Source organism: Nostoc sp. MG11, assembly GCF_014904695.1.
GTDB lineage: Bacteria > Cyanobacteriota > Cyanobacteriia > Cyanobacteriales > Nostocaceae > Komarekiella.
The window spans coordinates 19,150-42,196 of the sequence record NZ_JACXXN010000015.1 but is presented as its reverse complement, the minus strand read 5'-3'; the positions used below and the strand labels follow the sequence as shown (position 1 = coordinate 42,196).

Below are 23,047 nucleotides of genomic sequence, written 5' to 3'. Positions count from 1 at the left end.
ATGTTGCGACCAAGTAGCGATCGTCGGGTATGCGAAAGGTGTTCAGCCAGGAACACACTAGGTTTCTTTGAAAGAAGAGAGGATTGTACGATGAAAATACGCTACGGGTTTCGACAGGTCGGCGGTGTTGAAGTGTTCTACCGCGAGGCGGGGGCAAGCGATGCGCCAGTGATACTGCTGTTGCATGGCTTTCCGACCGCTAGCCACATGTTCCGCGACCTGATCCCTCTCCTTGCCGATCGCTTTCGGCTCGTCGCGCCGGATCTGCCCGGTTTCGGACAGACCAAGGCACCGCCACGCGGGACGTTCGACTACACCTTCGATCGCCTTGCCAACGTGATCGAGGGCTTCACCGATGCTTTGTCGCTCGATCAATACGTGCTCTACATCTTCGACTACGGTGCGCCAGTAGGTCTGCGTCTGGCGATGCGCCATCCTGAACGGATATCTGCGATCGTCTCGCAGAACGGCAACGCCTACCTTGAGGGGTTCAGTGACGAATGGGGATCGTGGGAAACCTATTGGCGCGAACCGAGCGCAGCGAACCGGGAAGCCTGCCGACTCTCGATCACGCCAGACACAATCCGGAACTGGCAGTATGGTACCGGAGCCGATCCAACCCTTTTGTCACCCGACGGCTACGAACTCGACATCGCCTACATGGCGTGGCCAGACGCGGAGGAGATCCAACTTGATCTGATCCTCGACTACCGCAGCAACGTCGCGCTCTATCCGGCCTTCCAGTCCTACTTTCGCGAGCACCGTCCGCCGCTTCTCGCCGTCTGGGGTCGTCATGATCCGGCATTTCTGCCCGCTGGTGCCGCTGCTTATCAGCGCGATCTCCCGGATGCAAAGATTCATCTGCTTGATGCTGGCCATTTCGCGCTGGAGACCCATGCGGAGGAGGTAGCAACGTTGATCCGCGCGTTCCTCGACAGCACGATCGGTTCCACGCTGCGTCTTGAAGGTGATTGCACAAAAATCTGACAAAACACCCTAAGAATCTGAAAGAAACCGAGCATTAGGAGTCATTACACCCAAACTATGAAAATAGCAGGTAGGAAGCAAAAACACATTCTTCGCGATCAGGGACATTCCATGAAACTCTATCATATGCCCGGTGCTTGTTCGCTGGCTGATCTCATCGTTCTCGAATGGATTGGTGTGCCGCACGAAATCGTCAGGATGAGCCTTGAAAGCATTAAGTCACCAGACTACCTCAACATCAACGCGGATGGCACGGTACCGTTGCTGGAGCACGGCGACTTTTCACTCACCGAAAACGTCGCTATCCTCGGTTATCTCGCCGACCTATATCCGGAGGCGCGGCTGCTTGGCGACGGCACACCGCATGATCGGGCTGAGGTAATGCGCTGGCTCGGCTTCCTCAATTCCGACGTGCACATGACGTTCAAGCCGATCTTCACGCCAACCCGTTTTCTGCAAGACCAAGCTTTCGCAGGCGCGATCGCAGATACCGCACGCATCCGCGTGCGTACATACCTTGAACGGCTCGATGCCCGACTCGACGGACGAAACTGGCTCACTGGCGAACGATCGATTGCCGATCCTTACCTGTTCGTTATTCTGCGCTGGGCGATCAACACTCAGGTCGGACTACAAGGCTTTGAGAACCTGTCACGATTTGTAAACCGCATGAATCTCGATGCTGGTGTGCGTACCGCGCTGGCTACCGAAGCAGAATTAAAGCCATCTTAGAGGCGGCAAACGCGGCGATCGCTGCATGACAATTGTGATGCAACAGACAAAAACACATCAATTTACAACGGAGAAACCTCTCATGCCTTACATTACCGTTGGTCAAGAAAATTCTGCAACGATTGATCTCTACTACGAAGATCTGGGGACAGGTCAACCGATTGTTCTGATTCATGGATTTCCATTGAACGGACATTCCTGGGAGAAGCAGGTTTTAGTTTTACTGAACGCAGGATATCGAGTAATTACCTACGATCGCAGAGGATTCGGCGCTTCTAGCCAACCCTCGTTTGGCTACGACTACGATACCTTCGCCGCCGATTTGAATACACTCATGACCAAGCTTGACTTGCAAAATACCGTGTTGGTTGGCTTCTCAATGGGAACAGGCGAAGTCACGCGCTATCTTGGCAAATACGGCTCAGAACGAGTACAAAAAGCGGTGCTGATGGCTCCCGTTCCACCCTTTCTGTTAAAGACGGACGACAATCCAGAAGGGGTTGATCAAAGTGTCTTCGATGGCATTATGAAAGCAATTGTGGACGATCGCCCAGCCTATTTCTCTACGTTCTTCAAAGAGTTTTTCAATGTAGATGTGTTGCTGGGCGATTCTCGTTCCGAGAGGCTACGCCAACGCATCAGCAACGATGCCATTCAAGCTAGTTGGAATGTTGCCGTAGGTGCGTCTGCCAAGGGAACGTTGGACTGTGTACCGTCCTGGCTGACTGATTTCCGCGATGATCTGCCTCGCATTGATGTACCGACTCTGATCATTCATGGAGATAGCGATCGCATTTTGCCACTTGAGTCCACCGCAGCAAGACTTCCAAAGCTGATTAAAAACAGTCAACTTGTTGTCATTCCCGGCGGACCTCACGCCATCAACTGGACTCATGCCGATCAAGTGAATCCTGTCTTGCTTGACTTCCTCAAGAAAAACTAATCCAAAACTGGTTCAGATCCAGAGGTGGGAGGAAAAACCTTTTCCCTAAACGGTAACTACCTTACCAAATCGTGCTGACTTGCGAAGTTGGGGAGAACTTGCCGACGCTGAGTGGTATCGAAATCCTGTCACTGTTTATTCTAAATCAAGGAGAGTTGGCATATATGGAATCTATGAAAGCAGCCGTATTAACTGCGTTTGGTGATGCTGAGAAGTTTGAGATTCAAACTGTTCCCATACCAACACTGAAGGCGAATCAGGTGTTAGTCAGAGTTTGTGCAACCTCGATTAACCCGGTCGATTACCAAACTCGTCGTGGTGATTACAAGGAACTGGTTCGATTACCCGCCATCCTTGGAGTCGATGTTTCAGGGGTGATTGAGGCAATTGGCGAAGCTGTGACTGATTTCAAGGTGGGAGACAACGTATATTACTCGCCGCAAATTTTTGGAGAATTCGGTAGCTACGCTCAGTATCATGTGGCTGATGCAGCGATTGTTGCATTGAAGCCTGCAAATCTATCGCACATTGAAGCAGCTTCTTTTCCGCTTGCAGGCGGAACTGCTTGGGATTGTCTAGTGACTAGGGGCAATCTACAAGTTGGTGAAACAGTTCTCATCCATGCGGGTGCGGGTGGAGTTGGTTCAATCGCAGTTCAACTCGCCAAAGCGATAGGGGCATACGTTTTTGCGACGTGTAGTTCTAGAAACCGAGATTTCGTGACAGAACTGGGCGCAGATCGGGTGATTGATTACAAAAATGAAGATTACGTAGAAGTCATTCGTCAAGAAACAAATGGACTGGGTGTGGATTTAGTTCTAGATACGATCGGCAAAGAAACAATTCAGCGTAGTCTAGAAATCATTCGTCCCTTTGGTAGGCTTATAAGCATTGTAGACATTGCAATACCGCAATCGCTTCTTGAAGCATGGGGTAAGAATCTGACGATTCATTTTGTTTTTTCACCCCAGTACCGAGCAAAATTAGAGGCTTTGACAAAACTCATCGAGCGTCATCAGCTTCGCCCAGTGATTGATTCAGTATTTTCTTGGGATCAGGTCGTTCTGGCACATCAGCGTCTAGAGCAGGGAGGAACACGGGGCAAAATTGTGCTGAAGTTTACAGAAAATTAGACCAGCTTTACGGCGTTGGTAATTGCTAAACGGATCGGAGTTTGATTGTGTGCTGAAGGTCAATTTTGATTGAAACAGGAGAAAACCGACCTAATCCTTGGGGCATTCTCACAATCTTGCACAGACACATCAGCCAGTAGGGTGCATTAGCGACAGCGTAATGCACCGAACACAAGACCTGCCGCATTTCTAACTTGTGAAACAACTCTGTGATTCACCTCGTTGAATCAGGCTCAAATGATCCATGTATTTGTCTAGTTCTGAAGAGGCAATTCTATGACTGTCCCCACCCAAATATCTCGAACCGTTGCCGGAGTAATCAACAGCGTTGAAACACTCGAAGGGGCCGGATTTCTTGTCCGTCGGCCCTTTCCCAAAAGTAGCTTCTCTGAATTTGACCCGTTTCTCCTCCTCGACGAGTTGGGTCCGATTAATCTAAAGCCAGGTCAGGCAAAAGGTGCACCCGATCATCCGCACCGGGGCTTTGAAATCGTCAGCTATGTCTTGGATGGACGGTTAGAATACAAAGATTCTGCGGGACACACCGGGCTACTAAATCCGGGTGATGTCCAGTGGATGACAGCAGGTGCCGGGGTCGTGCATTCCGAGATGCCGGAGTCAATGTTTACCCAAACTGGTGGACGGCTCCACGGCATTCAACTATGGGTCAATCTGCCACAACGAGACAAAATGATGCCACCCCGCTATCAGGAAATTCCAGCGGCTCATATTCCGGTAGCTCAAACTGAAGATAGGTCTGTGACGGTGCGGGTGATTACGGGAGAAGCGTTAGGGGCAAAAGCCGTCATTCAGACGCGCACGCCGATCACTTACCTCCACTTCACACTGCAACCAGGGGCAACGATGATCCAGCCTGTACCCAAAGAGTACAACGCCTTTGTCTATGTACTGGAGGGGTCTGGGTTATTTGGGACAGAGCTAGCGCCTGGTGATGATGGGCAGATGGTGCTCTTTTCTCAAGATGGAGAAGATGTGGTGATCTCTAACCCTGCTGATGCTCAGCGTCCTCTAGATCTTCTGCTGATTGCAGGTGTGCCCCTTAACGAACCAGTCGTGCGCTACGGTCCGTTTGTAATGAACACTGAAGCTGAAATTACCCAGGCGATCGACGACTACCAAGCAGGAAGGATGGGACGGATTTATGCTTAACACACTTCAATATCAGATGAGTCAACATCAACGCTTGAGTGAGTTACGAATCAAACTACTGCGTCTGCACAAGCTTTTACTAGAGACTGAGCGTTTTACCTATGAGCAAGTTCGAGGGCAAGTTTCTAGAGGTGAATTGCTACAACTGGTGATTAATCATGAGCAGTTTGCCTGGTTGCATCGACTCTCAGCATTGATTCTCCAAATCGATGAGTTGCTTCATGACGGTGAACCTGTTACGCAAGAGGCAATGGAAGCGATCGACGGTGACATTCGTACACTGCTCAGCCCCGACGAATTGGGCGATGAGTTTGCCATGAAGTATAATACGGCGTTTCAACGCCACCCCGATGTCGTGTTAGCTCATGCAGATGTCGTGATGTTGCTGACCTCTGACAGTATTTAACCCGCCTAACCACACTCTGGAATTGCTCCGATTGTGTAATTGCAAGCCTAAACTTATGCTGATCCAAAAACTAAACGACTGTGAAGAAATTATCGCTGGAGATGGAACTGTTCTGCGCGAACTGCTTCATCCTGACAAACAAGACATCAACTTGCGTTACAGTTTGGCGTATGCGATCTTGCCGGTTGGCAAAACTTCGATTCCCCATTCCCTAAAGACTTCTGAGGTTTATTACATCATTAGCGGTGTTGGGGAAATGGCGATCGACAGTGAAGTTCGTCGCATTGAATCAGGTGATGCGGTTTACATTCCTCCAAATGCAATCCAGTTCCTTCACAACTACGGCAACAAACCCATTATTTTCGTTTGTCTAGTTGATCCAGCTTGGCGCAAAGAAGACGAAACGATTTATGCACCAGTCTGATTCATGCAAATCTCACTGCTAGGGATGATTGATCACGATCTTAGGAAACCTAGCCATCGTTCTAGATACAGATCAAAAGAAACATTGGTTGAAATTGAGGCAACCGCATCGCTCTAATTTAGTCGCCCAAAACTATGAATTCACAAACAGATCTTGTGCATGAAATATGAAATCCAACAAATGCTGAATCAAGGAGTGGGTGCGATTGTCAATACTTCGTCAATCGCTGGTTTGTTTGGAGTTCCGGGGGCAATCTGCCCACACTGCCAGCAAACATGCAGTCATGGGGTTGACGCGCGCTGCTGCCCTCGATTATGCCAAACAGGGGATTCGGATTAATGCCGTCAATCCTGCTTCTATTGCGACTGAGGCATTGTATCGTCTCTTTGACCAAATGGGGATCACGGCTGATAATTTAGCGTCTATGGTTCCCATGGGGTGCACGGGTCAGGTAGAAGAAGTTGCTCAAGTGGTCGTTTTTCCGTGTTCTGATGCTGCCAGCTACATCACAGGACAACCTTTGGTGATCGATGGTGGATACACAGTAAAGTAATCTGCGATCGGTTGCTGTACTTCTGAAAAAACAAGGAAACAACTCATGATACAACACCATCAACTCACCATCATTGCCGATCACACCATGACCGGAGGGCAGTACGATCTAATCGAGGGATAATTTCCCCCTGGCGCACAGACTCCTCTCCATCGCCACACCCGCTATTCCGAGCAGCTATACGTGCTGGAAGGAGAGTTCACCGTCTGGGCAGGCAAACAAAAGTTGGTACTCAGCACAGGTAAAAGCTTCCTGATTCCCGTTGGCACACCCCACGTCATTGCTGCACTCAGTGATCAGCCAGCGCGTGGATTGGTGACTGCTGCGCCCAGTGGCTTTGCCCGGTTAATTGAAGCAATAGGTACGTTGGACAAGACAGAAACATCAGACATAGCGCTGGTTGATCGGATTTCTGCCGAGATTGGCGACGAAATTTTAGGGCCACCTGGAACTTTACCTTCCGCTGCTACAGAAACGTAATGAATTCGTTGCAGACAGCAAAGGAGAAACTTTCAATGTCATTAGAACAGAATATTCATCCCGCATTGCAAGGAGTCATCCAATGTCAACCTTTGTCTTAGTTCACGGCTCATGGCATGATGGTTCTGCTTGGAACGCGGTCATCCAACATCTAGAAGCGAAAGGTCATCAGGCTTTTGCTCCCACCATTGCCGGACATGGAAAAGGCGTAAATAAAAACGTCAACCATGCTCAATGTGTGCAATCGATCGTCGATTACATTGTCGATAAAGACTTAACCGATATCGTCCTACTTGGACATAGCTTTGGTGGCAGCATTATTGCGAAAGTTGCTGAAGCAATTAGCGATGGCTTCGCCGGCCAAAGGCAACGGATTCGACGGCTAATCTTCTTCAATGCCTTTGTCCTCAATGATGGTGAGAGCCTCAGAGACAACATCCCACCTGACACTCAAGCGTTATTCGACAAGCTAGCGAGAGAATCGGACGATAATACGATAACGATGCCTTTTGAGATTTGGCGAGAAGCGTTTCTCAACGATGCTGACCTCGACCTGGCGAAATCGAGCTACGCGCAATTATCGCCTGAACCGTATCAACCGTTTATTGACAAATTAGACCTGAAGCAGTTTTACTCGCTGCCCATTCCCAAAAGCTACCTCTACTGTACAGAAGACAATGTCTTACCTCAAGGGGAGGAGGGTTGGCATCCCAGGATGTCTAGCCGCTTGGGGCTATTTCGGCTCGTGCAAATGCCGGGTAGTCATGAGGTGATGTTTTCTAATCCTATCGGTCTAGTAGAAAAGATTATTGTCGCAGGGCGCGACTAGCCGCGAAAGCTCATCACAGGCATCTGAACAAATCATCGTCCAAGGACTTAGACACCATGAGAAAGCAACTGATCAATCCGCCACAACGTTATGATGGCAGACCGCACGGACTGTCCCACGCTGTTGTCGATACCGCATCGGGTACTGTTTACGTTTCTGGTCAAGTGGATTGGGATATGAACTATCAAGTTTCATCCCATACCGTCGAGGGGCAGCTCAAGAATGCGCTGACTAACCTAACCATCGTCCTGGATGCAGCGGGAAGCTCCCTAGAGAATTTGCTTCACCTTCGCATCTATGTCCGGGGCGAACTTGGAGAACATATGGAGGCGATCGCACCGATTCTCGCACAATTTCTGGAAGATTCTCGCCCCGCTATAACTGGTATCAGTGTTGCCTCACTTGCTTCTCCAGAAACATTGGTTGAAATTGAGGCAACCGCATCACTCTAATCCGATCGCTCAAAACTATGAATTCACAAACAGCTCAAACCACCACTACTGCTGACGAGTCCGCAATCCGTACTTTCCATCACCATCGCATAGCGTCTTGGACTCACCGCATCCAGCGGACAGGCACCCTGGGTGTGATGTGTCGGATAGACGCGCAACTCGTAAGAATCTGACGAATCATTGTAAGAATCTGAAAGAAGTCAAGCATTGGAATCAATACAGTTTAGATAGAACTTAGGAGAATTCAACATGGTCAAAGAGCAAACAGCAAACAAACAGGCAGTACAGGCAACTCCAAGCCTGACACCCGCTCAGGAAGCCTTGCAAGCGGTCTGGGAAGAGCATATCGGGCACGAGTTTGGTACTCACAGCCCTGAAGATGCTCTCGCTACGATGGTTGAGGACGCTTATGTGAATCACATTCCAGTGATGACTGGGGGAGTCGGAAAAGCAGCATTGGGTGAGTTTTATTCCAAAGACTTCATTCCCCAGATTCCGCCAGATCTCGAGCTAGTTCCGATTTCGCGCACGATCGGGACGGATCGACTCGTCGATGAAATGCTGGCTAAGTTCACTCATACCATCCAGATGGAGTGGATGCTACCTGGTATTGCTCCGACCGGGAAACGGGTTGAAGTGGCAGTGGTAGCGATTGTCCAGTTCCGTGATGGCAAGCTAGCCCACGAACACCTCTATTGGGATCAGGCGAGTGTATTGGTTCAACTCGGCATGCTCGATCCGAGCACGCTGCCCGTTGTAGGGGCTGACAGTGCGCGCAAGGTACTCAATCCGAGCTTGCCCTCAAACGCACTGATCGAACGTGCTAGTCATAGCAACTAAATGTTAGAGCAAGCTTTTCATCAATAGGAACACCATGAAAAAGCCAGAGTTTTTTGTCACCCCTGGTTATGGGGAAAACATGCTGAGTAGATTGCACTACTCGCAAGCGGTAAAAATTGACAATCGAGTGGAGATATCCGGACAAGGTGGCATTGATGACAATCTGCAAATTCCCGAAGCGATCGCGGACGAGATTGCTCAGGCATTTCGGAACGTAGAGCGAACCTTAGCAACGGCTGGTGCAAGTTGGGAGGATGTTATCCACGTCAATTCTTACCATGTTGGCGGGTTCCCCCCGGAGGTTAACGATGCGATGGTCAAGCTATTTCGTCATTACATGCCCAACCATGCCCCCATTTGGACAGAGGTAGGAGTTGCAGCTCTTGCACTTCCAAAAATGCGTGTTGAAATTCGCGTTACTGCAATTGTTCCGTGAATTTTGCACAAGCGGCAACGGGGTGATTCGGCGACTACACTGAGGAGAAGGACACGCCCTAATTTCGGATTTCACATCAGCCTCAATCATTCTGTTCACTGTTATTTTCTACCAGGGATACCAAAAAACTATGACCTGCGAACATCTCAACAATCTAACTGCGGAAAACCTGATTTCTAAAGCAGCCTATCCCGTATTTCGTTGTGAAGAGTGCATTAAAATAAATAGCCGCTGGGTACACCTCCGGATTTGCCAAACCTGTGGCAAAATGCTGTGCTGTGATTCTTCTAAGCATCAACATGCTCGTCGTCATTATGAAGCAACCAGTCATACAGTGGTTAGTTCGGCTGAATTGGGGGAGCAGTGGTTATGGTGTTTTGCAGATGAACAGGGAAAAGACTATTGATAGCGATTCTGATTTCATCTAGATTTCCTTCTCATTGCTTCAACATGTTCTCCTCATGTGGGTGATTTTCATGGCTGTTTCTAATCAAAGTACTCCCATTGACATCGTTTGGCCCAGTTTGCCCTTAGCAGCTTGGCAGGATACCTGTGCAACTCTCCATCTATGGACGCAAGTCATCGGTAAAATCCGGTTGGCACTGGCACCTAAACTCAATCACTGGTGGCAATCTACTCTTTATGTCACACCGCGTGGACTAACAACCGCTTCAATCCCTTGCGGAACTCGTAACTTTCAAATTAGCTTTGATTTTCTCGACCATCAACTACAAATCGACACTAGCGACGGCATTGCTAAAAGAATTGCACTGGCTCCTCGCTCTGTTGCAGATTTTTACCAAACGGTGCTGACCACCTTGAGCGACATCGGCATCGAAGTCCGAATCTGGACAATGCCGCAAGAAGTGTCAGAACCAATCCCGTTCGATCAGGACTATCAACACGCAGCTTATGATCCAGAATATGCACAACGATTCTGGCGAATTCTTGTGCAAGTCGATCGCATCATGACCGTCTTCCGTTCACAGTTTACTGGTAAATCCAGCCCTGTGCATTTCTTTTGGGGCAGCTTTGACTTGGCTGTGACCCGTTTCTCTGGTCGTCGTGCGCCAGAACATCCCGGTGGGGTTCCGAATATGGCAGATTGGGTCACGCGCGAAGCCTATTCACACGAAGTTAGTAGTTGCGGCTTTTGGCCAGGGGGTGGGTCAATTGTGGAGCCTGTTTTTTACGCTTACGCTTACCCTACGCCGGAAGGTTTCCGTGATTACCCGATCCAACCCAGAGAAGCTTTTTACAGCTCAGAGATGCAAGAGTTTATCCTACCCTATGAAGCAGTGAGACAAGCTGACGATCCAGATGCAATGCTCCTTGCTTTTCTCCAAAGCACCTATGAAGCAGCAGCCAACTTAGGACATTGGGATCGAGTAGCCTTGGAGCGTTCCCCAACTGTGTAAGGCTAACAAATTGCAAATTGCTGAAGCAGACAAGGAGCATACCCAAAAATGGTTAAAGGTAGGTTAGAAGCATTCAGTGATGGGGTAATTGCTATTATCATCACCATTATGGTACTGGAGTTGAAAATACCTCATGAGTCAGATTTAGCTGCGCTACGTCTGCTGATTCCAACCTTTCTAAGCTATGTGTTGAGTTTCGTGCATATTGGTATCTACTGGAACAATCACCATCACCTGTTTCAAGCAGTCCGACAAGTGAATGGTTCAACTTTGTGGGCAAACCTACATTTGTTGTTCTGGTTATCATTATTTCCCTTTGTCACCGCATGGATGGGTGAAAATCACTTTGCTGCGTTGCCTGTGGCGCTTTATGGTGTGGTTCTATTGCTGGCTGCGATCCGAAGGAATCCCGTCAGGGTTATCGCCTACTTCACTCTGACCCGCACACTTATTTTTCACCACGGTCAAGGTTCCACACTTGCGAACGCTCTGGGTCGGGATTTTAAAGGCAAGTTATCGGTATTGATTTATGCAGTTACAATTCCACTTGCTTTTGCAACCCCTTGGCTTGCATGTGCATTATACGTTCTGGTTGCAGTCCTGTGGCTCATTCCCGATCGCCGTATTGAAAAGACGTTGAACTCATAAATGGTATTTGCTGGCACGGGCTGAAAATTCAGCACAAGGATGAAAGGAATTGATCGCTATGAAAATTTTTTCTGATCACCCGCAAGAACGAAATCTGGACGAAGTGTTCGAGTCCGATCAATCGCGGTCAGACCTTCCTCGTAGGCGATGGCGATCGCTCTGGATCACCTCTAGTATCCTCGTCACAGGTGCGATCGCCATCGGCATCGTCACTGCGGCTTTCCAGTTTGGGCTGCCCTGGTGGATGCAGGCAGGAGACCACAATCATGTGTACGAAAGCGATATCGGTTCTCTGCGTTACCAGGTTCACCTTCCGCCTCAGTTTGATGGCGCAATCAAACTGCCAGTGATCATGGCGATTCACGGCTGCGGAATGACGGGTTACGGATGGAACTCAATGAAGTCCACAACGCAGTTCAACCGCTTGGCTGACAGCGAAGGCTTCATCGTTGTCTACCCGACACAACGGATGTTTCGCAACATGATCAATTGCTGGAACTCGACTGACCCACGAGAGCAGCACCGCTACAGCGGAGAACCGGCGCTTCTCGCTGGCGTTGCCCAACAGGTGGTCGAGGCGTACAACGCAGATCCAGCACAAGTGCATGTCGCCGGTGCCTCGTCGGGTGCGGGTGCTGCCGTTATTCTCGCCGTGACCTACCCCGATGTCTTCGCAACGGTGACATCGGTTGCAGGGGGCGAGTACGGACTGAACCAGGTGAACCCGGACAACCCTAATTCCACGCCACCAGACTACACTGCACGTCAGGCGTGGTCGCAGATGGGCGATCGGGCGCGGCAGGTGCCACTACTCGTCATCCAAGGTGAGGAGGATGCCGTCGTTCCGCCCCTCGTTGCCACTCGGCTGGTTGCACACTGGACTGCGGTAAGTGATTTTGTTGATGACGATCTGCTCAACGACAGCCTGAACCTACTCGAAAAGACGACAACGGTGCCTTCAGAACAGGGCAAGCATTCGTACACCCACACTACCATCACTGCGCCGGACGGTTCATCTCTCATTGAGTCGTACCTCGTCCAGGATATGGGACACGTCTGGCCGGGACCTGCTGGAAACGGCATTTATATCGATCATGCTGGTCCCGATGCCAGTGCCATTATCTGGAATTTCGCTAAGCGCCATCCGAAGTCGTAGTCAGTCGGGGCAACGTTTTGAAAGAAGTTCATCATTCTAACCACCCGCCGGACTTAGGAAAGACTGCCGCATCCTCGTCTCAACCTAACAAGGTTCCCCGTCCAGGTTTGCCCGAATGCATTGTTGGCCTTGTCGTCCTTTTCGTTGGGTTTGTGGGCGGCTCGCAACTCTCGCGGCTCGGACTCGATCCTGTGGTTTACGGACTGGTCTTCAGCGCTCTGTCTGGTATCGCTGGCATTGCAGGGTTTGCAGCCGCTGTGCTGCTACGCATTCGTTCCCTCAGACCCTTCGGCGTTCGTCGAACCTCCCGGCGGTGGCTCCTCATTGGAGTCGGAGTCGGACTGGTTGCTTTCGTCCTCAAAGGACTGGCGATTCTGGTCTGGATTCAGATTACTGGGAACACCGAAAATATTCAGGGGGTGTACGCTCAGGGTGGCAGTGGCGGGGTGCTATCTCTGGTTCTGGCTACGGTGTTTTTTGGTTTTCTCACCCCCCTTGGCGAGGAGTTGCTCTTCCGGGGTGTGATCACTACTGTTCTGCTCCGCTACAGTTGTCCGATTATCGCAGTCGTGGGCAGCACCTTGATCTTCGCGATCACTCACGGCATCAATATTGTCTTTCCTGCGGCTGTGGTAGCGGGTCTTGCCACTGCCGAAATCTACCGCCGTAGTGGATCAGTCTGGACTGCTGTTGTCGTTCACGTCGTTTTCAACTTGCCCACAATTCAGGTGATGATAGCTGCTGGCATGGGCTGATAGGACGGATCATCTGGAGATTAAGCCAATGGCAATTTTGAAACAATTCGGCATTTTATTTGTATTGGGTAGTGTGGGAATTGTGATGTCTACGATCGCGTCTATTCCTTTAGTCGAGCAACAGTTAGCGAAACTGTCTCCAGAAACACTGGAAAAAGTGCCTCCATTGTGGATTTTAATGCTTCTGCAAGGACTACAGTATTCAATTCTACTGGCAATCAGCATTCTAATCGGAATTGGTTGTGCCTATCGTGTTGGATTACGTTCCCATTTGATTGATCATTGGGTGTTTCACATCGCTAAGTCTCCATCTTTTGCCGTTGAGATGCAATGGAGCTTGGGTGTAGGTGTAGCGGCGACGATCGTTCTCTTGTTGCTCGATCGGTTGATGCAACCTGTCCTACCTGAAGCGCTACAGGCATCCAATAACACAGAACCAAATTGGCTGAGTTCACTTACAGCAATGCTTTATGGCGGCATCACTGAGGAAATTTTGATGCGCTGGGGTTTAATGTCGCTGCTTGTTTGGATTGCGTGGAAAGGTCTAAAACAAGGCGTTACGTTGCCAGGTCAAGGGATTTACCAGGGTGCGATCGTTCTAGCCGCGTTGGTATTTGGACTACTACACCTGCCCGCAACTGCCGCGATCGTTTCCCTCACTCCAGTTGTGATTATTCGGGCGTTGTTACTGAATGGAATTGTGGGGATTGCGTTTGGCTGGCTCTTTTGGAAATATTCGCTAGAAGCTGCAATGTTAGCCCATATCAGCTTTCATGCCTTTTCCTTTGCTCTTAGTCTTTTGCTGGCAAGATTTGTCTAAGTTTTTTTCTAAAGTGATTTCACGATTGCTTCACCCTAAACCGATCCACTAGCTATATCACGGGACAACCCTTAGCGATCAATGGTGGATATACAGCGAGTTGATTGAAACAGTTCTATCTAGAACATGAAACCATAGCCCTCTACACACAAGGATATTGCGATGCGTAGACTCGTGAGTTCACCAGATGCCGTTGGCAACCTCACCTTTCAAGACACTGAAGTTCCTACTCCGAAGGCTAACGAGTGCTTGATTCGCGTCAAGGCATTTTCGATGAATCGGGGCGAACTTAAGCGATCGCAAAATGACCCACTTGGCACTCCAATTGGCTGGGATGTCGTTGGCGTTGTTGAACAAACAGCACAGGACGGCAGCGGTCCACCCACAGGGACAAACATTGTCGCCCTCTCCATCCGCTCGGAGGGCTGGGCAGAATATGTAGCAATTTCGACTCGCTTTCTGGCTATTATTCCCCAGAGCATATCACATACCGATGCCGCCACACTGCCCGTCGCGGGGTTAACAGCACTGTATGCAGTGGAAAAGGGATCTCGTTTACTAGGAAGTCGGGTGCTGATCACAGGGGCAACAGGGGGAGTGGGACTCTTCGCCATGCAGCTTGCTCGGATGATGGGAGCCAGCGTCGTTGCCCAAATTCGTCAGCCAGCGCAAGAAGCATTTGTCGGAGATTACGGCGCGGATGAAGTGGTGGTGACCGAGACCGGGCAAGAAGCCGAGCAGTTCGCGCCTTATCGACTGATTGTCGATGGAGTAGGAGGTGAATTGGTCAGGAAGCTAACTGCGTTTTTGGCTTAAGGAGGCACCTGCGTTTGTTATGGCAGTAGCAGCGGCAACGAGATGAAGCTGTCCCTGGCAGACTTCTATTCCGAGAATGGAGGACAGCGCACGCTTTACGGGTTCACGCTGTACACCGAAGTAGAGATGGAAAGTGCTAGTTCTGGGCTGGCTCGTCTGCTGAGGTTAGTTGAGCAGGGGCGGCTCAAAACGCATATTGATCGAGCAGTTTCGTGGCGTGAAGCAGACGTAACGTCGGCTGATTTGATCGGGCGCAGATTTTCAGGTAAGGCTGTGCTGCATGTGGACTAATTGTTGTTCATCGGCTGAGTCATGTCAGCCACATAGGAATAGATTATCGTTGAGCTTTATTTGCAAAGAATGAAACAATTTACCTTGTTTACTTTCCTGTATCTCGCGCTGGGAGTTTGTCTGACAGCGATCGCGCTTGGATACCCAAACCTGCCTTCGAGTCTTCAAACAAGCTTTTTCATTAGTGCAGGAGCGTCCTACATCGCTTGTATTCTCAGTACCTTTCCATTTTGGCGTGAGACAGCGATTCGCTTCTATCGCAGGCGGAATTCAGCGGTAATTCTACCCTGGTTGGTGATTGGATTCAATATTGTTTGGATGCTCTGGGAAGTTCAGAGTCAGAACTGGGCAATGGAAGCCATTTTACAAGCGTTTTCGCGGCTAATAGTTGTCTTACTGTTTGCAGAAATCATTGTGATTACATGGCAAGTGAATTCTGAACATTAGGGTCTAAATCGGATGATGCCGAAACAAACTCGTTTCAGCAACGCGAGATAGAGTCAAACGTACTACATGAGGAACACCATGAATAAGCCCAAGTTTTTTGTTACCCCTGGTTATGGGGAATATCTGTTAAATCAATTGCATTACTCGCAAGCGGTAAAAATTGACAATCGAGTGGAGATATCAGGGCAAGGCGGCTGGGATGACAATCTGCAAATTACCGAATCGCTTGCAGACGAGATTGCTCAGGCGTTCCGGAACGTCGAGCGAATCTTGGCGACGGCTGGTGCGGGTTGGGAGCATGTGGTTCACGTTAATTCTTACCATGTTGGCGGGTTCCCCCCGGAGGTTAACGAAGTGATGTCCAAGCTATTTCGTCATTATATGCCCAAGCACGCTCCAATCTGGACACAGGTAGGAGTCGCGGCGCTTGGACTACCCACGATGCGGATTGAAATTCGCGTGACTGCAATTGTTCCGTGAGTTTTGCAAGCGTTAATAACACAATTTATGCTGCTCGAAAACTGGTCTATCACTTAAAAGGAGAACTCAAGACTGTGAATTCACAAACAGCTCAAACCACCACTAATGCTGACGAGTCGGCAATCCGTGCTTTCCTTCACCAGATGATTGATGCTTGGAATCGAGGTAGCGGGGAAGGCTTTGCTGCCCCGTTCAGCAAAACTGCCGATTTCCTCACGTTCGAGGGCACACATCTCAAGGGTCGAAAAGAAATCGCTGCATTTCATCAGCAAGCGTTCGACACGGTTATCAAAGGAACATGCCTGGAGGGTGAGGTGAATTTTGTCCGCTTCGTGAACTCGCAACTCGCGCTCATGCACGTAATTATCAGGGTAATACTGCCCGGACAAACTGAAACTTCACCGTCACGAGATTCGCTGCCGCTATACGTCGTAACGAAATGCGACGAAGGTTGGCAGATCGAAGGGTTGCTCAATACCCGGAAGTTAACGCTAGAACGTCAATTCTTCTTAGACGACTTTGACTCCCTGAGTGCAGAGGCTCAACGTCAAGTGACCGACCTCGTTGCAGGTCTCAAAGCGAGTGGAGTAATCACTCCGACGCAAATTGATGCGAAATAAAACCAATCTCCATCAGGAGGACAATCATGAAACCTCAACTCATTTTCGGAGTACTAACGATCGCAACAGGATTGCTCGGAGGTTCATTCACTCATCCCGCGATCGCGACGAAGCGCTGCTGCGTTTGCGAAGCATTAGCGAGTCTTGTCTACGACACGCTACGCGAACGAGCGTCAGCGCAGATCGCACACAGCATTCCACCACAACAAACCTCCCCCATTCTGATCGCCACTGCCTACACTGATTTAACCTTACCTACCTTACGCCAAGGCGATCGCGGCAGAAACGTGCAATTGTTACAGCGCATCCTTCAAGACAATGGCTTTTTAGGAGCCGCAGGTGTGAGGTTAGGCAATCCAAAAGGGGCGCTCGTCGATGGCATCTTTGGTGCGGTCACAGCGTCTGCGGTACGCGATCTCCAGAGACGATACAGAATCCCAGTTACAGGGCGAGTCAATCCAACCACCTGGGAAGTCCTGGATATGCACGAAAACCCCTATCGATCCCCGCTTCCCTGGAAACAACAGAACATTACACAACCATAAGCTACAGAAGATTTCTAATGAACCGAAAGATTCTTTCAACCAAAATCACAACTACAACTACAATCACAATCGCAATCACAATTCTGTTCGGCGTACTCCTACTGTTCAATTTTCCATCCCTGGCTCAAGTCAGTTCACAAGTGATTCCCAGAATCGAAGTGATCGAAAGTTCTGAAGGGATTCCACCCAGCTACCGTTTAGTCATTAGCCGATCTCAGGACAATGTTTATGTCTTCTGTCCGACTGACTTCGAGCCACAGTTGGACTATCTGCGAAATGTGAAGGCGATTCAATGTAAGCCGTTTACCAGTCCCTAGAAGTAAACCAGTGAGGGGCAACAGCATAACAACTCACACCACTTTGTTGCTTTGAACAGAGGAGAGATTCAGATGTCAGAGAACAATAAAGCAATTTTAGAAGCGGCAAACGCGGCGATCGCCCAAGGCAACTATGAAGGATTCTTGTCGTTCTGCGCCGACGACACGGAATGGACATTTGTCGGCGACAAGCCCTGAACGGAAAAGAAGCCGTTCGTCAATGGATGGTAACAGAGTATGTGGAACCGCCTTTAAATATCGTTGCGAACTTAATCGCTGAGGGGGATTTCGTCACGGCACTGGGCGACCTCACCCTGAAGGACAAAGACGGGAGGGCGACTCATTACTCGTACTGCGATGTCTGGCGCTTTCGCGGCGGCAAGATGGTCGAATTAAAAGCATTCACCGAAGTCAAGGATGAAACCAGCAATGCAGCGTAAAAGGAATCGATTACTGTGAAATTTTTTTCTGATCACCTACGAGAACAAAACCTGAACAAGGTAATCGAATCCGATCGGTTGCGGTCAGACCTTCCTTTTAGGCGATGGCGATCGCCAACATTCGCGGCGGCTCCGAATATGGCAAGGCATGGCACGAAGCAGGTCGTCGTCAGAACAAGCAGAATGTCTTCGACGATTTCATCGCAGCAGGCGAGTACCTGAAGGCGCAGGGAATCACGCCCCAAGACGGCTTGGCGATTCAGGGTGGATCGAATGGCGGACTCCTGATCGGCGCTGTGGTCAATCAGCGACCGGATTTGTTCGCCGCCTCGCTGCCCCAGGTCGGTGTCATGGACATGCTCGGCTTCGATCAATTCACGAGCGGGAAAACATGGGTAGACGAGTTTGGGCCTCCGGCACACGAAGCGGATTTCCGTAATTTCTTGAAATATTCGCCTTATCACAACATCCAATCTGGCAAGGCATATCCCGCAATCCTCGCCACCACTGCCGACACGGACGATCGCGTGGTGCCGGGTCATAGCTTCAAATATGTCGCCGCGCTCCAGGCAGCGGGTATCGGACTCAAGCCGCACTTTGTCCGCATCGAGACACGCGCGGGACATGGAGCGGGCAAGCCCACGGACAAGATCATTGAGGAAACGGCGGATATGTGGGCTTTTGCCGCTCATTGGACGGGGCTGGATGTGAAGCCAGTGAAGTGATCGCGTCAAACAAATCAACATACGTCGAACTAATCGAGGAAGCGTAACGCCTCACACCACTCTATTTCCGTCAAGGCGTAAGTCCTAACAAATTAATTTACAGTCCGCGCTTTGGTGGGGTCATCGATGACCCCGTTGATATGTGAACCCATCAAAAACTAGCTCGAAGGAGTTTATCCCCATGTCTCACATTTCTTCTAACCACAAGCGAGATCGTGGTCTACCCACGCACGGCTCAGAGCCAACGGTTCCCGCTAAGAGGAGAACCATGCTTACTCACAAGCCCCACGTCCGAAGCTCGCTAATGATTGGGGCGGTGATATTGGTTCTTAGTGCCTGCGGCCAGCCCACATTCGGGCACCCGTCAGAGCCAGGAGGAAAGATCCCTGCAAAGTTGAAACGCTTCTACGACCAGAAGCTGACCTTCGGCTCGTGCGAGGGCTATGCCACCACGGATGACGACGCTAAGGCCTTCGCCAACGACACCTTCAAATGCGCCCGGCTTGAGGTGCCGTTCGACTAGATGGTCGGGCAATTACATTAGTAATAGATGAAACAGGAGATAGGAAAAAAGGTAAAAAAACTGATTATGTAGCTAGACAATATTTAGGAAGCGTGGGGAAAGTAGATAATGGAATAGTTTCAGTCAATGCTTATGGAGTTTATGCTAATATAACTTTTCCATTAATCGTCAAAATATTTAAACCAAAAGGAACATTAAAAGAGTCAGATAAATATAAAACTAAAATAGAGTTAGCATCAGAGATAATTACAGAATTAATGGAGTCAGGGTTCAATATTGAATTAGTGCTGGCTGATAGTTTGTATGGTGAGCAGCGCGTTGGGCAGCTTTGCCGACTTGAAGCGACTGCGAACCCGGAGGGTGAAAGTAGTCAATTTATTAGAAAAGTAGCTGAATATAAATTAAGTTATGTAGTATCAATTAGAAGTAATCATGGAGTCTGGTTACCAGCAGGGCAAAGCGTTAGGGCAAATAAGTGGTGTAAATTTGAGAGAACATTTAGTAATCAAAAATCAGAAACAAGATATATTAGGGAAATAATTTATGGTAAAAAAAGAGCCATAACTTACTGGGAAATAACTACTGACCCAGAAACCATGCCAGAAAATTCTACCTCCTTTGTGATGACGAATCTGCAAGGTAATCTCAAGAAAATCTTAGGTGACTTATATGGATTAAGAACCTGGGTCGAATATGGATTTCGACAGTGTAAACAGGAACTAGGTTGGACAGATTACCGTTTTACTAATTTCCAACATATTGAGAGGTGATGAGCCAGCGCGTTGCGGGGGTTCCCCCCGTTGTAGCGACTGGCGAACCCGAAGGGTGGGAGATTATTTTTTGTGTTTACACGTTGATCACTTTAAATTCTCCAGTCTTCTTAAGCTTAAATAAATCTCATCAACTTGAGACTGAGGTACAAGAAAATAGTGAGGTGGATTTTTCTAACCATCCGCAATGGAACCATGAATCTGGATGGAAGAACACTTTAAACAATCTGCGTCTCATTATCCAACCACTTTTACTATTTTGGTTAATTTATCCCTGGTTAAGTATTTTCCCTAATTCACATTTATTGCTGGGATTCAATCATTTAATTGCCGCAATGAATCAATATAAACCCTGTTATGCTTCTGGATGATTTAGCTCCTAAACTACTTGCTTATTCCGGAGAGTGACAGAAGAGGGATATGCTATCATGGATGGAATTCAAACAAGAGGAGAAAAGGAAAAATACAGTACACAACGTGTAAAATTTAGTTCTGATCCTTCTCCTTAATTATTCATTACATACTTATAAATTTTTTCCACGATTTACTTATGTCTAAATATTTAAATATCTAAACTTGAATTTTCAATTTTATTTAGGCAAAATAAATTCATCTGGCAGCCATTGAAAATTAGTTGTCAATAATTTTTGATGCCTACATAGAAGATATGTCTAAATCCTTACAGGAGGTATAATGAATATTTTTTTAATATCAAAATCAACTTTTATTAACTTATTTAATAATTCATTTTTGCAGAATCAAGACAAATGTAAATCAATAAAATATAAAAATAAATATTTATTGAACATATTGTTAACTACTTTAACAGGACTCAGTTTAGATACTATTTTTAATTCTCAGGTATTAGGTAGTAACGGGAGAGATTTTCTTTGGGAAAAAGTTCAAAAATGTGTAGCAAACCAGCAAGGCAATCCTCCTAAGCCAGACCCATGCTTATATGTGGATCTTAACAATAGATATGTTGTGGCAAATGGAAGTCATTCAGTTGAATATTTATTACTCCCAACTGATAAAATCACAGGTATAGAAAATCTTAGTATATCCACGCTAAACAAACCATATTATTGGCAATATGCATGGGAAGCTGCTAAAACTTACATACCACAAGTAAAACCTAAGATAAAAAACCCAGATCAATATGGATTGGCTATTAATTCCAAACAAGCGCGTGGTCAGGATCAATTACACATTCATATTTCTTGCATTAATAAAAAAGTGAGTAAAAAACTTGAGCAAAATGATAATAATATTCCTAGTGGAAGTTTTAAAAATTTCATTTTAACTTTAGATAATAATAAATATAATATAATGAAGTTAACTAATAATTCTCTCGAAGCGAGTAATAATCCTTTTTATCTGGTAAAAAAATCCTTGCATTCATCACAAAATATGGCTGATCAAAGTATTGCTGTAGCCAAAAGAAGCAAGGGAGGATTTTATATTATGAACACAGAAAGTAGTGGTGGTTATCAAGCGGCTGCTGAGAAGTTACTTGACGAAGATTGTAAGTAAGTCGTGGATAAAATTTATAAGTATGTAACAAACAATTAAGCAGAAGAATTAGAGTTAAATTTTACACGTTGTGTACTATGTGGATGCCTAAGCCAGAAAGTCACCTCTCTGACTTAGGCATCCACATAACTGTTGAAGAATTAATTGGTGGCAATGAGTATTTTGAGAGAAACGGCTTCAAAAACGAAATTTCGGTAGATAAAAATGCTGTAATAGAAACTTTATCTAAAGGGTTTTTCACACGCTACTCTAATGATTCTGCTGACATTAGCGTGAGCGTGTCAGTCTTTGAGGAACGACAGCAGGTCGGCGTTGAGTTGATCTTTGTGCGTGTTTGTCAGTCCGTGGGGTGCGCCGGGATAGATTTTTAAAGTGGCATTCTTCACAAGTTTCGAGGAGGCGATCGCAGCAGCACCGATCGGCACGATCTGGTCATCATCACCGTGGATCATCAACGTTGGTACGTCAAACTTTTTGAGATCCTGGGTGAAGTCCGTTTCAGAGAATGCCTTGATGCAGTCGAAGGCGTTTTTGTGACCCGCCTGCATCCCCTGGAACCAAAACCAGTCGATCATACCTTGGGAGACTTTAGCACCCGGACGGTTGAAGCCGAAGAATGGGCCGCTAGCGAGATCCTTGTAGAGTTGCGATCGGTCAGCTATGGAATCAGTGCGAAGCCCGTCAAACACTTCGATGGGTAGCCCATTGGGATTATTCTCTGTCTTCAGCATCAGTGGCGGAACGGCAGAGATTAAGGCAGCTTTGGCGACTCGTGCTGTACCGTGGCGACCGATATAACGAGCAACTTCACCGCCACCCGTCGAGAAGCCGATCAGAGCAGCCCCATTTAGGTCTAGCGTTTCCATCAGCGTGGCGAGGTCGTCGGCATAGGTATCCCTCATTCCCTTCCCAGGGTTGGCTTGAGCGCCCATGACCCCGACGATCATGAGCAATGCAGCGAAATCCGTGGTCTGCGAGAAAAAGCATCTGAGCTTCCCAACTATCAGCGTTCAACGGCCAGCCATGACTGAAAACAACAGGCTGTCCTGCACCCCAGTCTTTGTAATAAATATTTGTACCGTCTTGGATTGTGATTGTACTCATAAGACTCCTATGGATCTTGGGTTGAACAGAGAGATTTCTTGGCATTCAAGCCGTTGTTCTCATTTTTCAACTTGTATCCAATTCAGACCACTCAACTTCTTTGAGTTAAGCTGCAAGTTAGCAATTTTCACTATGGCTCAAATTCAACATTTTCATAGATATCCGCTAAACGCATTTCAAAGCGAATAAAAGCTTTAAGTTGCTGCTTCATCAGTTTCAATCGCCCTTTCTACTCCTGTTTTAGCCATTCAACT

At 48.0% G+C, this 23,047-nt stretch carries 33 protein-coding genes and 2 pseudogenes; 34 read left to right on the top strand and 1 reads right to left on the bottom strand.

Annotated elements, in window-relative coordinates; genetic code table 11:
• Positions 1 to 90: 90 nt before the first annotated feature.
• The 34 genes and pseudogenes from HCR01_RS20600 (at position 91) to HCR01_RS20450 (ending at position 21,689) form a co-directional block, all read left to right on the top strand.
• Positions 91 to 987: an alpha/beta fold hydrolase gene (locus HCR01_RS20600; protein WP_193197949.1), complete on the top strand. Its 897-nt coding sequence runs from the start codon at positions 91 to 93 to the stop codon at positions 985 to 987.
• 57 nt (positions 988 to 1,044) lie between these two features.
• A complete protein-coding gene (locus HCR01_RS20595) occupies positions 1,045 to 1,719 on the top strand; it encodes a glutathione S-transferase family protein (protein ID WP_226889481.1) in 675 nt (224 codons plus the stop codon).
• Positions 1,720 to 1,801: 82 nt separating this feature from the next.
• The gene (locus tag HCR01_RS20590) at positions 1,802 to 2,662 is read left to right on the top strand and encodes an alpha/beta fold hydrolase (RefSeq protein WP_193197948.1); all 861 of its coding nucleotides are present in this window, start codon (positions 1,802 to 1,804) and stop codon (positions 2,660 to 2,662) included.
• Positions 2,663 to 2,733: 71 nt separating this feature from the next.
• Positions 2,734 to 3,795 (top strand): zinc-dependent alcohol dehydrogenase family protein, encoded by a 1,062-nt coding sequence (locus HCR01_RS20585; RefSeq protein WP_320073143.1) that lies wholly within the window; start codon positions 2,734 to 2,736, stop codon positions 3,793 to 3,795.
• 276 nt (positions 3,796 to 4,071) lie between these two features.
• Positions 4,072 to 4,965 (top strand): pirin family protein, encoded by an 894-nt coding sequence (locus tag HCR01_RS20580; protein ID WP_193197947.1) that lies wholly within the window; start codon positions 4,072 to 4,074, stop codon positions 4,963 to 4,965.
• Positions 4,958 to 5,371: a hypothetical protein gene (locus tag HCR01_RS20575; protein ID WP_193197946.1), complete on the top strand. Its 414-nt coding sequence runs from the start codon at positions 4,958 to 4,960 to the stop codon at positions 5,369 to 5,371. The genes HCR01_RS20580 and HCR01_RS20575 overlap by 8 nt, the downstream gene beginning before the upstream one ends.
• 55 nt (positions 5,372 to 5,426) lie before the next feature.
• The gene (locus HCR01_RS20570; RefSeq protein ID WP_193197945.1) at positions 5,427 to 5,795 is read left to right on the top strand and encodes a cupin domain-containing protein; all 369 of its coding nucleotides are present in this window, start codon (positions 5,427 to 5,429) and stop codon (positions 5,793 to 5,795) included.
• Positions 5,796 to 6,000: 205 nt separating this feature from the next.
• Positions 6,001 to 6,348 (top strand): SDR family oxidoreductase, encoded by a 348-nt coding sequence (locus HCR01_RS20565; protein WP_226889480.1) that lies wholly within the window; start codon positions 6,001 to 6,003, stop codon positions 6,346 to 6,348.
• Between the two features lie 135 nt (positions 6,349 to 6,483).
• A pseudogene (locus tag HCR01_RS20560) lies at positions 6,484 to 6,828 on the top strand (cupin domain-containing protein); the annotation flags it as partial.
• 82 nt (positions 6,829 to 6,910) lie between these two features.
• Complete coding sequence (locus HCR01_RS20555; RefSeq protein WP_193197944.1) at positions 6,911 to 7,657, top strand: alpha/beta hydrolase; 747 nt, start codon at positions 6,911 to 6,913, stop codon at positions 7,655 to 7,657.
• A 56-nt stretch (positions 7,658 to 7,713) separates the two neighbouring features.
• On the top strand, positions 7,714 to 8,109 hold the full coding sequence (locus tag HCR01_RS20550) for a RidA family protein (protein WP_193197943.1): 396 nt from the start codon (positions 7,714 to 7,716) through the stop codon (positions 8,107 to 8,109).
• A gap of 17 nt (positions 8,110 to 8,126) precedes the next feature.
• Positions 8,127 to 8,282: a hypothetical protein gene (locus HCR01_RS38865; RefSeq protein WP_226889479.1), complete on the top strand. Its 156-nt coding sequence runs from the start codon at positions 8,127 to 8,129 to the stop codon at positions 8,280 to 8,282.
• Positions 8,283 to 8,358: 76 nt separating this feature from the next.
• A complete protein-coding gene (locus tag HCR01_RS20540) occupies positions 8,359 to 8,949 on the top strand; it encodes an ester cyclase (RefSeq protein WP_193197942.1) in 591 nt (196 codons plus the stop codon).
• Positions 8,950 to 8,983: 34 nt separating this feature from the next.
• Positions 8,984 to 9,385 carry a RidA family protein gene (locus HCR01_RS20535; RefSeq protein WP_193197941.1) on the top strand — a complete coding sequence of 134 codons (402 nt, stop codon included), beginning with the start codon at positions 8,984 to 8,986 and terminating at the stop codon, positions 9,383 to 9,385.
• 130 nt (positions 9,386 to 9,515) lie between these two features.
• Positions 9,516 to 9,791: a UBP-type zinc finger domain-containing protein gene (locus HCR01_RS20530; protein WP_193197940.1), complete on the top strand. Its 276-nt coding sequence runs from the start codon at positions 9,516 to 9,518 to the stop codon at positions 9,789 to 9,791.
• A gap of 70 nt (positions 9,792 to 9,861) precedes the next feature.
• Complete coding sequence (locus HCR01_RS20525) at positions 9,862 to 10,803, top strand: DUF5996 family protein (RefSeq protein WP_193197939.1); 942 nt, start codon at positions 9,862 to 9,864, stop codon at positions 10,801 to 10,803.
• Between the two features lie 48 nt (positions 10,804 to 10,851).
• A complete protein-coding gene (locus tag HCR01_RS20520; RefSeq protein WP_193197938.1) occupies positions 10,852 to 11,451 on the top strand; it encodes a TMEM175 family protein in 600 nt (199 codons plus the stop codon).
• Positions 11,452 to 11,509: 58 nt separating this feature from the next.
• Positions 11,510 to 12,607, top strand: a complete 1,098-nt coding sequence (locus HCR01_RS20515; RefSeq protein WP_193197937.1) for an alpha/beta hydrolase family esterase — start codon at positions 11,510 to 11,512, stop codon at positions 12,605 to 12,607.
• A 17-nt stretch (positions 12,608 to 12,624) separates the two neighbouring features.
• Entirely contained in the window at positions 12,625 to 13,362 is a 738-nt protein-coding gene (locus tag HCR01_RS20510) for a CPBP family intramembrane glutamic endopeptidase (protein ID WP_193197936.1), read from the top strand.
• 28 nt (positions 13,363 to 13,390) lie between these two features.
• Positions 13,391 to 14,182, top strand: a complete 792-nt coding sequence (locus tag HCR01_RS20505; protein ID WP_193197935.1) for a CPBP family intramembrane glutamic endopeptidase — start codon at positions 13,391 to 13,393, stop codon at positions 14,180 to 14,182.
• 162 nt (positions 14,183 to 14,344) lie between these two features.
• Complete coding sequence (locus HCR01_RS20500) at positions 14,345 to 14,998, top strand: zinc-binding dehydrogenase (RefSeq protein ID WP_226889478.1); 654 nt, start codon at positions 14,345 to 14,347, stop codon at positions 14,996 to 14,998.
• Between the two features lie 42 nt (positions 14,999 to 15,040).
• Complete coding sequence (locus tag HCR01_RS38860; protein ID WP_226889477.1) at positions 15,041 to 15,289, top strand: hypothetical protein; 249 nt, start codon at positions 15,041 to 15,043, stop codon at positions 15,287 to 15,289.
• Positions 15,290 to 15,358: 69 nt separating this feature from the next.
• Positions 15,359 to 15,736: a hypothetical protein gene (locus tag HCR01_RS20495; protein WP_193197934.1), complete on the top strand. Its 378-nt coding sequence runs from the start codon at positions 15,359 to 15,361 to the stop codon at positions 15,734 to 15,736.
• Between the two features lie 66 nt (positions 15,737 to 15,802).
• On the top strand, positions 15,803 to 16,216 hold the full coding sequence (locus HCR01_RS20490) for a RidA family protein (protein ID WP_226889476.1): 414 nt from the start codon (positions 15,803 to 15,805) through the stop codon (positions 16,214 to 16,216).
• The gene (locus tag HCR01_RS20485) at positions 16,213 to 16,836 is read left to right on the top strand and encodes an SgcJ/EcaC family oxidoreductase (RefSeq protein ID WP_320073142.1); all 624 of its coding nucleotides are present in this window, start codon (positions 16,213 to 16,215) and stop codon (positions 16,834 to 16,836) included. The genes HCR01_RS20490 and HCR01_RS20485 overlap by 4 nt, the downstream gene beginning before the upstream one ends.
• Before the next feature lie 26 nt (positions 16,837 to 16,862).
• Positions 16,863 to 17,381, top strand: a complete 519-nt coding sequence (locus HCR01_RS20480) for a peptidoglycan-binding domain-containing protein (RefSeq protein ID WP_193197932.1) — start codon at positions 16,863 to 16,865, stop codon at positions 17,379 to 17,381.
• 17 nt (positions 17,382 to 17,398) lie between these two features.
• The gene (locus HCR01_RS20475) at positions 17,399 to 17,698 is read left to right on the top strand and encodes a hypothetical protein (protein ID WP_193197931.1); all 300 of its coding nucleotides are present in this window, start codon (positions 17,399 to 17,401) and stop codon (positions 17,696 to 17,698) included.
• A gap of 51 nt (positions 17,699 to 17,749) precedes the next feature.
• Positions 17,750 to 17,896 carry a hypothetical protein gene (locus HCR01_RS38855; protein ID WP_226889475.1) on the top strand — a complete coding sequence of 49 codons (147 nt, stop codon included), beginning with the start codon at positions 17,750 to 17,752 and terminating at the stop codon, positions 17,894 to 17,896.
• Positions 17,869 to 18,138, top strand: a complete 270-nt coding sequence (locus tag HCR01_RS20470; protein ID WP_226889474.1) for a nuclear transport factor 2 family protein — start codon at positions 17,869 to 17,871, stop codon at positions 18,136 to 18,138. The genes HCR01_RS38855 and HCR01_RS20470 overlap by 28 nt, the downstream gene beginning before the upstream one ends.
• 104 nt (positions 18,139 to 18,242) lie before the next feature.
• The gene (locus tag HCR01_RS20465) at positions 18,243 to 18,863 is read left to right on the top strand and encodes a prolyl oligopeptidase family serine peptidase (RefSeq protein ID WP_413773956.1); all 621 of its coding nucleotides are present in this window, start codon (positions 18,243 to 18,245) and stop codon (positions 18,861 to 18,863) included.
• Between the two features lie 304 nt (positions 18,864 to 19,167).
• Entirely contained in the window at positions 19,168 to 19,386 is a 219-nt protein-coding gene (locus HCR01_RS20460; RefSeq protein ID WP_193197930.1) for a hypothetical protein, read from the top strand.
• Positions 19,387 to 19,397: 11 nt separating this feature from the next.
• Positions 19,398 to 20,156: a transposase gene (locus HCR01_RS20455; RefSeq protein ID WP_320073149.1), complete on the top strand. Its 759-nt coding sequence runs from the start codon at positions 19,398 to 19,400 to the stop codon at positions 20,154 to 20,156.
• Complete coding sequence (locus HCR01_RS40465; RefSeq protein WP_320073141.1) at positions 20,156 to 20,527, top strand: hypothetical protein; 372 nt, start codon at positions 20,156 to 20,158, stop codon at positions 20,525 to 20,527. Before HCR01_RS20455 ends, HCR01_RS40465 begins: the two co-directional genes overlap by 1 nt.
• Positions 20,528 to 20,849: 322 nt before the next feature.
• Positions 20,850 to 21,689 (top strand): CDP-diacylglycerol diphosphatase, encoded by an 840-nt coding sequence (locus HCR01_RS20450; protein WP_193197929.1) that lies wholly within the window; start codon positions 20,850 to 20,852, stop codon positions 21,687 to 21,689.
• Positions 21,690 to 21,970: 281 nt separating this feature from the next.
• Here HCR01_RS20450 and HCR01_RS20445 read toward each other — a convergent pair.
• Positions 21,971 to 22,793 (bottom strand): annotated as a pseudogene (locus HCR01_RS20445) (alpha/beta fold hydrolase).
• Positions 22,794 to 23,047 lie beyond the last annotated feature (254 nt).